Source organism: Paraburkholderia mimosarum LMG 23256 = NBRC 106338 (assembly GCF_000739815.1).
Taxonomy (GTDB): Bacteria; Pseudomonadota; Gammaproteobacteria; order Burkholderiales; family Burkholderiaceae; genus Paraburkholderia; species Paraburkholderia mimosarum.
The window spans coordinates 1-11,984 of sequence record NZ_BBJJ01000015.1 but is presented as its reverse complement, the minus strand read 5'-3'; the positions used below and the strand labels follow the sequence as shown (position 1 = coordinate 11,984).

The 11,984-nt window shown below is 66.6% G+C and carries 11 protein-coding genes; 5 read left to right on the top strand and 6 right to left on the bottom strand.

What is annotated here, in order from left to right; translation table 11 throughout:
• Nucleotides 1-42 precede the first annotated feature (42 nt).
• The gene (gene gltA, locus BMI01S_RS13400) at nt 43-1,344 is read right to left on the bottom strand and encodes a citrate synthase (protein ID WP_028230418.1); all 1,302 of its coding nucleotides are present in this window, start codon (nt 1,342-1,344) and stop codon (nt 43-45) included.
• 357 nt (nt 1,345-1,701) lie between these two features.
• Between gltA and BMI01S_RS13395 the strand changes: the two genes are divergently transcribed.
• Complete coding sequence (locus tag BMI01S_RS13395) at nt 1,702-2,103, top strand: hypothetical protein (RefSeq protein ID WP_028230417.1); 402 nt, start codon at nt 1,702-1,704, stop codon at nt 2,101-2,103.
• A gap of 69 nt (nt 2,104-2,172) precedes the next feature.
• Here BMI01S_RS13395 and BMI01S_RS13390 read toward each other — a convergent pair whose 3' ends face one another.
• The 3 genes from BMI01S_RS13390 to BMI01S_RS13380 all read right to left on the bottom strand — a co-directional run bounded on the left by BMI01S_RS13390 (nt 2,173) and on the right by BMI01S_RS13380 (nt 5,211).
• Nucleotides 2,173-2,958: an alpha/beta fold hydrolase gene (locus tag BMI01S_RS13390; protein WP_028210281.1), complete on the bottom strand. Its 786-nt coding sequence runs from the start codon at nt 2,956-2,958 to the stop codon at nt 2,173-2,175.
• Between the two features lie 232 nt (nt 2,959-3,190).
• The gene (mreB, locus tag BMI01S_RS13385; protein WP_028230416.1) at nt 3,191-4,246 is read right to left on the bottom strand and encodes a rod shape-determining protein; all 1,056 of its coding nucleotides are present in this window, start codon (nt 4,244-4,246) and stop codon (nt 3,191-3,193) included.
• A 314-nt stretch (nt 4,247-4,560) separates the two neighbouring features.
• The gene (locus tag BMI01S_RS13380) at nt 4,561-5,211 is read right to left on the bottom strand and encodes an alpha/beta hydrolase (protein ID WP_028230415.1); all 651 of its coding nucleotides are present in this window, start codon (nt 5,209-5,211) and stop codon (nt 4,561-4,563) included.
• A gap of 271 nt (nt 5,212-5,482) precedes the next feature.
• Between BMI01S_RS13380 and BMI01S_RS13375 the strand changes: the two genes are divergently transcribed.
• Nucleotides 5,483-7,051, top strand: coding sequence for a DHA2 family efflux MFS transporter permease subunit (locus BMI01S_RS13375; protein WP_028210284.1), 1,569 nt, complete (start codon nt 5,483-5,485; stop codon nt 7,049-7,051).
• A 41-nt stretch (nt 7,052-7,092) separates the two neighbouring features.
• On the opposite strand, the gene BMI01S_RS13370 is transcribed toward BMI01S_RS13375, so the two are convergent.
• Entirely contained in the window at nt 7,093-8,337 is a 1,245-nt protein-coding gene (locus BMI01S_RS13370; protein WP_028230414.1) for an NAD(P)/FAD-dependent oxidoreductase, read from the bottom strand.
• A 31-nt stretch (nt 8,338-8,368) separates the two neighbouring features.
• The gene (locus BMI01S_RS13365) at nt 8,369-9,166 is read right to left on the bottom strand and encodes an ABC transporter substrate-binding protein (protein ID WP_028230413.1); all 798 of its coding nucleotides are present in this window, start codon (nt 9,164-9,166) and stop codon (nt 8,369-8,371) included.
• A gap of 160 nt (nt 9,167-9,326) precedes the next feature.
• Between BMI01S_RS13365 and BMI01S_RS13360 the strand changes: the two genes are divergently transcribed.
• The 3 genes from BMI01S_RS13360 to BMI01S_RS13350 all read left to right on the top strand — a co-directional run.
• Nucleotides 9,327-10,304, top strand: coding sequence for an ornithine cyclodeaminase family protein (locus BMI01S_RS13360; protein ID WP_028230412.1), 978 nt, complete (start codon nt 9,327-9,329; stop codon nt 10,302-10,304).
• A gap of 116 nt (nt 10,305-10,420) precedes the next feature.
• Nucleotides 10,421-11,032 carry a helix-turn-helix transcriptional regulator gene (locus tag BMI01S_RS13355; RefSeq protein WP_028230411.1) on the top strand — a complete coding sequence of 204 codons (612 nt, stop codon included), beginning with the start codon at nt 10,421-10,423 and terminating at the stop codon, nt 11,030-11,032.
• Between the two features lie 128 nt (nt 11,033-11,160).
• Nucleotides 11,161-11,984, top strand: an 824-nt coding sequence (locus BMI01S_RS13350; protein ID WP_042289471.1) for a glutaminase, incomplete at its 3' end; no start/stop codon positions are given.

The following is an 11,984-nucleotide window of genomic DNA, read 5'->3' as shown; positions in this document are numbered from 1 at the left end:
TCAATGTACGCGCAGCACGCCTTTAGCGGCGCGCCGCAAGCTTCAGCGCTGTGCGATCGGCAACGCTGCGCGCGGCGTTTCGCCGACGAAGAGCTGACGCGGACGGCCGATCTTCTGCTCGGGGTCGGCGATCATCTCGTTCCACTGCGCGATCCAGCCCACCGTACGCGCCATCGCGAAGATGCAGGTGAACATCGAGGTCGGGATGCCCAGCGCGCGCTGCACGATGCCCGAGTAAAAGTCGACGTTCGGGTAGAGCTTGCGCGACACGAAATATTCGTCTTCGAGTGCGATCTTTTCGAGCTGCATGGCGAGCTTGAACAGCGGGTCGTCGTGCAGGCCGAGTTCGTTCAGGACTTCGTAGCAAGTCTCGCGCATGAGCTTCGCGCGCGGGTCGTAATTCTTGTACACGCGGTGGCCGAAACCCATCAGCTTCACGCCCGAGTTCTTGTCCTTAACCTGCCTGATGAACTCGGGAATCTTGTCCGGCGAGCCGATTTCTTCCAGCATGTTCAGCGCGGCTTCGTTCGCGCCACCGTGCGCCGGACCCCACAGACACGCGATACCCGCGGCGATACACGCGAACGGATTCGCACCCGACGAACCCGCGAGACGCACAGTCGACGTCGAAGCGTTCTGCTCGTGGTCGGCGTGCAGGATCAGGATGCGGTCGAGCGCGCGCACTAACACGTCGTTGACCTTGTACTCTTCGGTGGGCGCGGCGAACATCATGCGCATGAAATTCGCGCTGTATGAGAGGTCGTTTTGCGGATACACGAAGGGCTGGCCGATCGAATACTTGTACGCCATGGCCACGAGCGTCGGCAGCTTCGCGATCATGCGGATCGCCGACACCTCGCGATGCCGCGGGTCGTTGATGTCGAGCGAGTCGTGATAGAACGCGGACAGCGCGCCGACCGCCGCCACCAGAATCGCCATCGGATGTGCGTCACGGCGGAACCCCCGGAAAAAGAAGTGCATTTGCTCGTGAACCATCGTGTGGTTCTTCACCGAGGCCACGAATTCGTCCTTCTGCTGCTGCGTGGGCAGCTCGCCCTTGAGCAGCAGGTAGCAGCTCTCGAGGAAGTCCGCGTTCTGCGCGAGATTGTCGATGGGGTAGCCGCGATAGAGCAGCTCGCCCTTGTCGCCGTCGATATAGGTGATCGCCGAGTTGCACGACGCCGTGGACATGAAGCCCGGGTCATACGTGAACATGCCGGTCTGGCCGTACAGCTTGCGGATGTCGATCACTTCCGGGCCCATGGCGCCCTTGTAGACCGGCAACTGAACGCCTTCAGCGAAGCCGGGGATCGTGAGCGTGGCGTGTGTCTTCGAATCGATCATTTGATGTCCTTGAATTGCTGTCATTTCGCAACAGGACGCAGCCGCCGGTCTTTCATCGTCCGGGCCGGCGTTGCCGCGACCGCTCGCCGCATTCTAAGGCGCGGTGCAGCATCGATTGATAGCGCAGCTCGCAACAATCCCTCCTCCACCCCGCAACACTGCGAACCTTGCGGCTTCCTTAACGTCGATTCCCGCAACAATATTTTGCTCTGCAGCGCAACATGTCGCACCCCACCTTTGCGATACTGCTTGACATGCAAGGGTTTTCCATTACTTGCATTTTGTAATGAACCCGTTCTCATTCGCGGGCTTTTCATCACCACGCACGCTTAAAGCAAAAACGTAAGGAAGCAACAGATGAACATTTCGGTCGACACCCTGTTCGCGGAAGACGAACAAGCAGCGGGCGCCGTCGTCACGGCACTCAATCACCAGGACATCGTGGTCGCGCTTTCGGCGGCGCTCGCCAGCGAACGCGTCGCCGTGCTGCACATGCTGTATCCGCGTACCGACGCGCGCACGCACCGCAGCCTCGACGCCCTCGTGGACGCGCTGCACGGTCACGGCCTGCATCAGGTGGCCCGCCTGGTTGCGCAGGAAGCGCACTATCTCGTGTTCAAGGATCCCGTGAAGGCATGGAAGGCCTTCCACGAAATCCGCAACGATTCGCTCGCGATCGGCGTCCATCTCTACTACGCGGGCCTCGTGGGCGAAGCTGCCGAGCACAAGCTCGACGCCCACGCGCACGGCCGCGATTGAGCGGAAGTCGTTCGGACTACGACATTTCACGCATCAAAGGAACCGACGGAAGGGCCCGCCCTTCCCGCTTCAGCGCCCGTGGCCGCTCACGAATCGATCGATCAATTCGTTGAAGGCCGCGGGCCGCGCCAGATTCATCCCGTGCGATGCGCCCGCCACGCTGGCGCGCCGCGCGTCGGGTAGCCACGCGTCGAGTGCGGCCACGGCCCGGTGAAACACTTCGGGACTCAACGCGCCATCGATCAGCTGAACCGGACATTGCACCTCGGCGGCGCTCTCGCGCGTATACGCAGGCAGCGGATCCTTGAACTGCGGCCCGAGCGTGTGCGCGTTATCGGTGGCCATGCGGCGGAACGCGCGCGTGCTCTTTGCCCAGAAGCCCGGACGGCTCACCGAATCGACGAACAACTCCAGCCCCGCATCCACCTGCCCCGACTCGATCAGCGTCACCGCGCGCGCGCGCAGGGCGTTGACGGTCTCCGGCAGCGTGGCGAGCGTCTGTCCCGGCTGTTGCACCGGGCCGCCTGGATCGGCGAGCGTGAGCGTGCGCACATGCCGCGGATGGCGCCGCGCGAACTGGAACGCGACACTGCCGCCGCGCGAATGGCCGATCACGTGGGCCGGCCCCGCGCCGAGGGCATCGACGAACACCGCCAGTTCGTCGACATGGCTGCGCCAGCTGAAGGGTTGCCCACGCGCCGCGTCGCCGGCAGGCCAGTAGTGCGTGAGACTCACGCTGACACAGCGATACTGCCGCGCGAGACCCGCAAGCTGCGGCTGCCAGTAGCGGTAATCGCAAAGCGAGCCGTGCACGAAGAGAAGGAGTTCGCCCTCGCCGCGTTCGACATAGGGCATGGGCAAGCCGCCGGGCAATTCGATGAACGTACCGGGGGCCGGAAAAGCGGCTGGGTTCACGGCTGGACGATAAGGAAACAACGGATCGGCGGCGCGCGGCAAAGGGAGGCCCGTCGCGGCGCACGCCGGCAAAGTGGCGTATTGTCCCATGCCCGCGCCGCGAAATGCCGGTGCGCTGAGGGTGCTGCCTCATGCGCCCGCCAGCGTCTTTATGCAGGCGGCGGGCGGCCGCTTACTCGACCATCTCGAAAGCGTGCTCACTCATGAGCGACGCCGCCGCGCCCGCGCCGCGCACCGCGCAGGTGAGCGGCTCGTCGGCCACGCGCACGGCCACGCCAAGCTCCGCCGCGAGGCATTGGTCGAGCCTGCCGAGCAGCGCGCCGCCGCCCGTGAGCACGATGCCGCTGTCGGCGATATCGGTGACGAGTTCGGCGGGCGCCGTCTCGAGCACCTGGCGCACCGCGCCGATCACCACGCGCAACGGCGCGGCCAGTGCGTCCACCACGTCGTGACTCGTGATCTCGATGGTGCGCGGCAGACCGTCTTCCATGCTGCGCCCGGTCGCGCGCATGCGTTCGATCGGCTCGCCGTAGAGCGCACAGCCAATCGTCTTCTTCACATGCTCGGCGGTCTGATCGCCGAGCACGACACCGTACAGCGCGCGCACGTAATCGACGATGGCGCGGTCGAACTGGTCGCCGCCCACGCGCACCGAACCGCTGCACGCCACGCCGCCGAGCGCGACGATACCCACTTCCGTCGTGCCGCCGCCGATGTCCACGACCATCGAACCCGTCGCCGCGTGCACCGGCAGGCCCGCACCCAGCGCCGAAGCCAGCGACTCGCCGATCAGGTTCACGCTCGCCGCCCCCGCCGCGAAGGCCGCCTCTCGAACGGCGCGGCGCTCGACGCGAGTCGCGCCGGCCGGCACGCACACCGTGAACGCCGCGCGCCGCCCGAGCAGGCGGCGCGGCTGCGCCATCGCCACGAAGCGGCGCATCATGTGCTCGGCGGCGGAAAAGTCGGCGATCACGCCGTGCGAAAGCGGACGCACCGTCTCGAGGTTGCCCGGCGTGCGTCCAAGAAGATCTTTGGCCTCGCTGCCCACGGCGGCGACCGTCGTCTCGCTCGCGCCGACGCGGCGCTCGAAGCAGACCACGGAGGGCTCGTTCAGCACGATGCCTTTGTCGGCGGTATAGATCAGCGTGTTGGCCGTGCCAAGATCGAGCGCCACGTCCTGGCGGAACAGGCTTTTGGAAAAGAGGGAATGCGGCTTGGCTCGGGCCATATTGGTCTGATGTGCGTTTTTTTAGCAGCCCGGCAGACGAAACACCGCCGGATGGCATTCCCGATGGCGTCCTCGTCTATCCAGCGCGAAGTCACCGCGCGCCGGGCGGAACGGGCCGACGCGGCCCATAGGTTCGCGGCGACTCCCCGTTTTAACGGCCGCGACCGGCGCGAACTTTAACCGTGCCCAGAAAAACTGCATAGATTAGCCGGCAAAAGTGGCCGAAATAAGACACCCGCCCACGCAGCGGATGCCTCGTTTGTGCCGATTTGCGCCGATTAACGGGGTCCGACCTCGTGTCGACGCCGCCTCGGCTAAGCGTGATCGAGCGCGCGAACCAACGCGTCGCGCCCGAGCATGACGCCCTGGGGCGTGATCGTATGGCCGACGCCCGGCAGAGCGAAGGCAGTGACCGCAAATCCCGCGTCGCTGAACGCCGAGGCCGCGCGCTCGAGTTCGCTGGCCGGAATCACTTCGTCGTCCTCGCCGTGCACGAGCGTGAGCACGGTGCGGCTCTTCGCGACCACGGGCGTGACGAGCCGGCCCGCATAGGCGACCACGGCCGCGGCGCCCGAGGGCTGCGTGGCCACGTGATAGAGCGACATGATGGAGCCTTGCGAGAAGCCGACGAGCGCGAGCGCGTCAGAGCCGAGGCCCCAGTGGGCGAGTTCGGCGCCGAGCCGGCGCTCGAACACCTGAGAGGCGGCAATCACGCGCGCCTCCCGATTGCTCTCGCTGATATCGCGCAGACTGAACCACTGTCGGCCGCCAAAGCCCCCATCGAACGGCTCGCTGCCATCGAGCGAAACGAACGCGACGTCGGGCAGCGCGTCGCGCCAGACATCGGCGAGCGGCGTCAGGTCCCGGGCATTGCTGCCCACGCCGTGCAGCAGCACGACGAGTGCGCGCGCGGCGCCTGCGGCGGGCGCAAGACGCCAGCCTCCTTCGAATGCTTCCCAGCTCATGGTCGGGTCTCCCCTCGAGGGCGTTGTCGAATTGTGAGTATTGTGTGTCCAGCGCTCGCATTATGCGCGGTGCGGCAGGCGCAAGGATACGCGCGCCCCCCGCCGCGTGTATGAAAGACTGCATTTCCTCACGTTACGTAAAGCCCCTCCACCGGGTGCCAGTTCGCTGTCGCGATGACCCTGCGCGGCATGGGGATGCTTCCAGGCGCCCGTTTCGCCGCGGGCGAATGCAGGTATTCTGTGCCTCAAACCGGACCCACGGAGAACAAGCTTGAGCCAGCCCGCAGCGTCATCCGCGCCGCCCGCGCCGCCGCCTCCGCTCCACGGAGGCCAGTTGATCCTCGGTACCGTCGCGGTCTCGCTCGCGACTTTCATGAACGTGCTCGACACGTCGATCGCCAACGTCGCGATTCCGACCATCTCCGGCGATCTCGGTGTTTCCGTGGATGAAGGCACGTGGGTCATCACCGTGTTCGCGGCGGCCAACGCCGTGTCCATTCCGCTCACCGGCTGGCTCACGCAGCGCTTCGGGCAGGTGCGCCTCTTCGTCACCTCGATCCTCTCGTTCGTGCTCGCCTCGTGGCTTTGCGGCATCGCCCCGAGCCTGCCTTTCCTGCTCGTCGCGCGCGTGTTGCAAGGCGCCGTGGCCGGCCCGCTGATTCCGCTCTCGCAGGCCATTCTGCTCGGCTCCTGGCCGAAGGACAAATCGGCCAGCGCACTCGCCTTCTGGGCCATGACGACGACCGTCGGGCCGATCGCGGGGCCCGCGCTCGGCGGCTGGATCACCGACAGCTACAACTGGGCGTGGATCTTCTATATCAACATACCGGTGGGCTTTTTCGCGGCCTTCGTGACGTGGTCGATCTACCGCCATCGCGAATCGGCCACGCGCAAGCCGCCCATCGACGTGGTGGGGCTCGCTCTGCTCGTTGCCTGGGTCGCCTCGCTGCAGATCATGCTCGACAAGGGCAAGGACCTCGACTGGTTCAACTCGCCCGTGATCGTCACGCTCGGCATCGTCGCGCTCGTGAGCTTCGCGTTCTTTCTCGTGTGGGAGTTGACCGAGGCGCATCCGATCGTCGATCTGCGGCTCTTCGGGCAGCGCAACTTCCTCGGCGGGACGATCGCGATCTCGGTGGCGTATGCGGTGTTCTTCGGCAATCTGGTGCTGCTGCCGCAGTGGATGCAGGAGTACCTCAACTACCGCTCGGTGGATGCGGGCCTCGTCACCGCCCCGCTCGGCGTCTTCGCGCTGCTGCTCTCGCCCGTGGTGGGCCGGCTGCTGCCGCGCTCCGACGCGCGCATCATCGCGACGATCGCGTTCGTGCTGTTCGCGCTGGTGTTCTACATGCGATCGAAGTACGTGATCGAGATCGACACTTTCCACCTCGTGCTGCCCACGCTGCTGCAAGGCGTCCCGATGGCGCTCTTCTTCGTGCCGCTCACGGCGATCATTCTTGCAGGGCAGCCGCCGAGCCGCGTGCCGGCGGCAGCGGGCCTCTCGAATTTCGTGCGCGTGTTCTGCGGGGCGGTGGGGACGTCGATCGCCACGAACGCGTGGAACAACCGCACGATCCTCCATCACGCGCGGCTCACCGAGCAGGCATCGGTCAACAATCCGACCTTCGTCCAGGCAATCGACCAGACCCAGAAGGTGCTGCACCTGAGCGAGCCCTCCGCGCGCGCGCTCTTCGATTTTCAGCTCACGACGCAGGCCGCGATGATGGGACTGAACGACATCTTCTATATCTCGGCGATCATCTTTCTCATGATCATTCCGCTCATCTGGATCACGAAGTCGACGAGGGGCGGCGCAGGCGGCGCGGCGGGCGCGCATTGACCCGCCTCGCCTCGGTGTCGCGTCGATGGCGTATCGATGTGTCAGCCAAAACGCGCGGGCAAATATGGCGTGGGATCGACGAACGGGGTTTCGCCGACGATCTGCTCGGCAACGAGGCGCGCCGTGACCGGCCCGAGCGTGAGCCCGTGATGGTTATGGCCGAAGGCGAACCACAGCCCCGCATGGCGCGGCGCGGGCCCGAGCAGCGGGCGCATGTCGGGCGTGCAGGGGCGCAGGCCCATCCACGGCGTATCGTCCAGCCGCGCGCCGAGGCCGAACACGGGGCGCGCCTCGCGCTCGGCCGCATCGAGCTGCGCATAGTTGGGCGGACGCTCGCGCGTGGCAAGCTCCACCCCCGTGGTGAGACGCAAACCGCGGCGCATCGGCGCGACCACATAGCCGCCCTCGATGTCGACCACCGGGCGCACGAGCGGCGCAGACGCCTCGCTCGCGTAGTGCATGTGATAGCCGCGCTTGACCATGAGCGGCACGCGGTAGCCGAGCGGCTGCGTCACACAATCGGACCACGGCCCGAGCGCCACGACCGCGAGTTCGGCGCTCACGGGGCCAGCGTCGGTCTGCACCCGCCAGCCCTTGCCTTCGCGCGCAAGCGTGCGCGCATCGCCGCGCGCGAGCGCGCCGCCTTCGCGCAGGAACAGCGCGGCATAACCCTTCGTCAAAGCGCCGGGATCGGCCACGCTCGCGGGATCGACCCAGTGGATCGCGCCCGCGTAGCCTGCGGCCAGTGACGGCTCCAGCGTGCGCAAGCCCGGCGCGTCGAACATCCGCACGTGCAGGCCGTGCGCGTCGGCCACGCCCTGCGCCGTGCGCATTTCGCGCTCGAAGCCAGCGGACGACCGCCACGCTTCGAGCCAGCCCGTGGGCCGCACGATCTCGCGCAAACCCGCGCGCGCGATCAGCGCGTCGTGCTCGGCCACGCTGCGCTCGATGAGGGGCAGCATGTCGCGCGCGGCAAGCGCGAGCCGCGCCGGCGACGACTCGCGCCAGAACGACGCGAGCCAGCGCGCGTACGCGGGCAGCGAGCGCACGTCGTAGCGCAGCACGGTCGAGTCGTTGCGCACGAGGCGCAGCAACGTGCGCCAGTCGCGCGGAAAGCCGTACGGCACGACCGACGACGACTCGATCAGCCCCGCATTGCCATGGCTCGTTTCCTCTCCGGGCCCGCGCCGGTCGACGAGCGTGACCTGCACGCCGCGCGCCTGCAGATGCAGCGCGACGCTCACGCCCACGATGCCCGCGCCGAGAACGATCGCGCTCCTTGTCATAGATTTACTCTGGATGCCGAAGTAAGCAAAATCACTTCGCGACGATATCGCGGCCGAAGTACTTCATCGACAGCTTCGTGAGCGTGCCGTCCTGGCGCAGCGAATCGATCGCCGCGACCACCCTGGCCTTGAGCGCCGCGTCGTCCTTGCGCATGCCGAAGCCCGTGCCTTCGCCGAGCGTGGCAGGGTCCTTGAGCGGCGCGCCCGCGAAATCGAAGCCCTTGCCCTGGGGCTTCGAAAGGAAGCCGTCGGTGGCCGTTTGCACTTCCTGCACGGCGGCGTCCAGACGGCCGGCCGCGAGGTCCGCGAAAATCTGGTCCTGGTTCTCGTAGGTGACGATGTTCACGCCCTGCGTGCCCCAGTGCTTGCGCACGTAGTCTTCCTGCGTCGAGCCCTGCAGCACGCCGACCGACTTGCCCTTCAGGCTCGCGGCCGTGGGCTCGAGGCCCGAGCCGCGCTTCGCGACCATCTGGATCGGCATCACGTAGATGGCGGGCGTGAAGGCGATTTGCTGGCGCCGCTTGTCGGTGATGTTCATCGCCGAGTTGATGACGTCGAACTTGCGCGCCTCGAGCGCGGCGATCAGGCCATCGAAGCTGTTCTCCACCCACACGCACTTCATCTGCAGCTTCTGGCACACGGCATTGCCGATGTCGATGTCGAAGCCCTGCAGATCGCCCGAGGGCGTCTTGCTCTCGAACGGCGGATAGGATGCCTCCACGCCGAAACGCAGCGTTTTCGGGTCCTGCGCGTGGGCCGCGCCCGCCGTCATCGCCGCAAAGCAAGCGAGGCTGGCCGCAGCCGCGAAGCGAATCGTCTTCCTGTTCATCGTCGTCACCTTGTTTCGTAATAAGTATCCGTTCGAGCGCCATGCGCTTTTTGCGGCGCCCTCTCCCGAGAGCCGCGGCCGCAGGAGCACTATAGACGAAAAATAAAAATAAAGTCTAGAATGGACAAAAATGTCTACAGCACGACTCTGGAGCCCCAACATGAACGAGACGTCCCAACCCGCCGCTGCACCGTTCGTCGTCGAAGCCGCGCAGGTGCGCGCGGCCCTGCCCGCTCTCGATGTGCGAGGCGAACTTGCGCGCATGTTCGCCTCGCTCGGCCGCGGCGACGCCGTCCAGCCGCCGCAGACGCTCGCGCTGTTCCCGAAGCAGGCCGGCGACTTCATCACCTATCTCGGCGTGCTCGCCGAGGCCGGCGTGTTCGGCGCGAAGCTCTCGCCGTACATCGCTGGCGCCGCTGGCGAGCCGCCCGTCATCACCGCATGGACCGCGCTGATGTCGATGCAAACGGGCCAGCCGCTCATGTGGTGCGACTCGGCGCTGCTCACCACCGAGCGCACCGCGGGCACCACGGCGCTCGCCGTCGACCAGCTCGCGCCGCGCGAGGCGCGCCGCCTTGCCGTGATCGGCTCGGGCGCCGTCGCGCTCGCGCACCTTCGCCATGTGGCGCCGCTGCGCGCGTGGGAAAGCATTCGCGTGTACTCGCCGAAACTGGCCGAAGACGCACGGCGGCAGGCCGAAATCCGCGCGCTCGACGCACGCGCGAGCGTGGCCGCGACGGCCGAAGCCTGCGTGCAGGACGCCGACGTCGTAATGCTGTGCACCTCCTCGGGCAAACCCGTGCTCGCGCTGGACGCCCTCACGAAACCCGCGCTCATCACGTCGATCAGCACGAACGTCGCCCTGGCGCACGAGATCGATCCGGCCGCGCTGCCCTCGCTCGACGTCTACTGCGACTATCGCCACACCACGCCGCAAAGCGCGGGCGAGATGGTGCTGGCCGCGCGCGAGCATGGCTGGTCGCCGCAAGCGATCGTGGGCGATCTCGCGGAACTCGCGAACGACGCGTGCCCGCGGCCCGCCTATGCGCGCCACGCGTTCTTCCGCTCGATCGGCCTCGGCCTCGAAGATATCGCCGTCGCGCACGCGCTGTACGCGCATCTGCGCGAAAGCCGCTAACAAAGCCGAACGCAGTATCATCGACGTCCTTCCCGCCGCAACACGGTCAAAGTCCGATGCACAAACGAGCCAACGAGAAAGCGAAGCCGTCCGCCAGCCCGAAAACGTCGCGCGAGATGCTGCTCGCGCGCTACGCTCACGTGGCGGACAGCATCACGACGCTCTTTTTCCCGTTCGCGGAAGTCGTGATTCACGACCTCTCGGACCAGACGGTGGCGTACATCTCGAACAACCTGTCGAAGCGCGAGATCGGCGACGACTCGGCGCTCGAAGATGTCGAGGAAACCACGCGCAACAAGCTGCTCGGCCCCTACGAAAAGGTGAACTGGGACGGGCGGCGCATGCGCTGCGTGAGCACGGCGCTCTTCGACGACGAAGGGCGAGCCGCGGGCGTCATGTGCATCAACTTCAACATCGCCGCCTTCGAGGACGTGCAGGCCACGCTCAACCTCTTCCTGCGCGGCGCGGGCGTGATCGCGCAGCCCGAGGAGCTTTTCAGGGACGACTGGCAGGAGCGCATCAACACCTTCCTGCACGGCTGGCTGCGCGAACGCCAGATCGCGCTCAACTCGCTCACGCGCGAGCACCGGCGCGAACTGGTCGAGGCGCTTCATGCCGAAGGCGCGTTCAAGGGCAAGAGCTCGGCCAACTACGTGGCGAAGGTGCTCGGCATGGGGCGCGCGACGGTGTACAAGCATTTGCGCGAGATAAAGGCGGACGCCGAATAGCGCACGACGCACGCGCCTGCGCACTGTGCGCTCGTACGCAGCAGGGCCACGATCGCGGCACGCGAAGGGAGCCGCTACAATCGCGTGGACCGCGGCGGGCGCTCCGCCGCGACTTCACCGCGCCGCCCATGAATCACACATTCAACTACGCCCCCATCCTCGAAGCGATCCATCGCGACCTGCAACCGCATTTCGGCACGGGCCGCGTGGCCGACTACATTCCCGAGCTTGCCCACGTGCGCGCCGATCACTTCGGCATGGCGATCGTGACGGTGGACGGCCATGTCTACCGCACCGGCGACGCCGACATGCGCTTTTCCATCCAGAGCATTTCCAAGCTCTTCGCCTGCACGCTCGCGTTCCAGCTCCTCGGCGACGCGCTGTGGCAACGCGTGGGCCGCGAGCCTTCGGGCACGGCGTTCAACTCGCTCGTGCAGCTCGAATTCGAAGCGGGCAAGCCGCGCAATCCGTTCATCAATGCGGGCGCGCTCGTCGTCACCGACGTGCTGTGCCGCCGCTTCGTACAGGCGGAAACCGCGCTCGTCGATTTCGTGCGGCGGCTCTCGGGCGAGCCCGGCATCGGCTATGACCTGCGCGTCGCGCAGTCGGAGCTCACGCATGCCGAGCGCAACCGCGCGATGGCCCATTTCATCGCGAGCTTCGGCAATCTGGAGATGCCCGCCGATGCCGTCATAGACGCGTATTGCCGGCAGTGCGCCATTTCGATGAGTTGCGTAGAGCTCGCGCGCGCGGCGCTCTTCCTCGCGAACGGCGGTGTCTCGCCCGCGAGCGGCGAGCGCGTGCTCGACGCGAGTTCGACCAAGCGCCTCTCCGCGCTGATGCTGACCTGCGGGACCTACGACGCCGCGGGCGACTTCGTCTACCGCGTGGGTTTGCCCGCGAAGAGCGGCGTGGGCGGCGGGATCGTCGCGGTGCTGCCCGGTGAATTCGC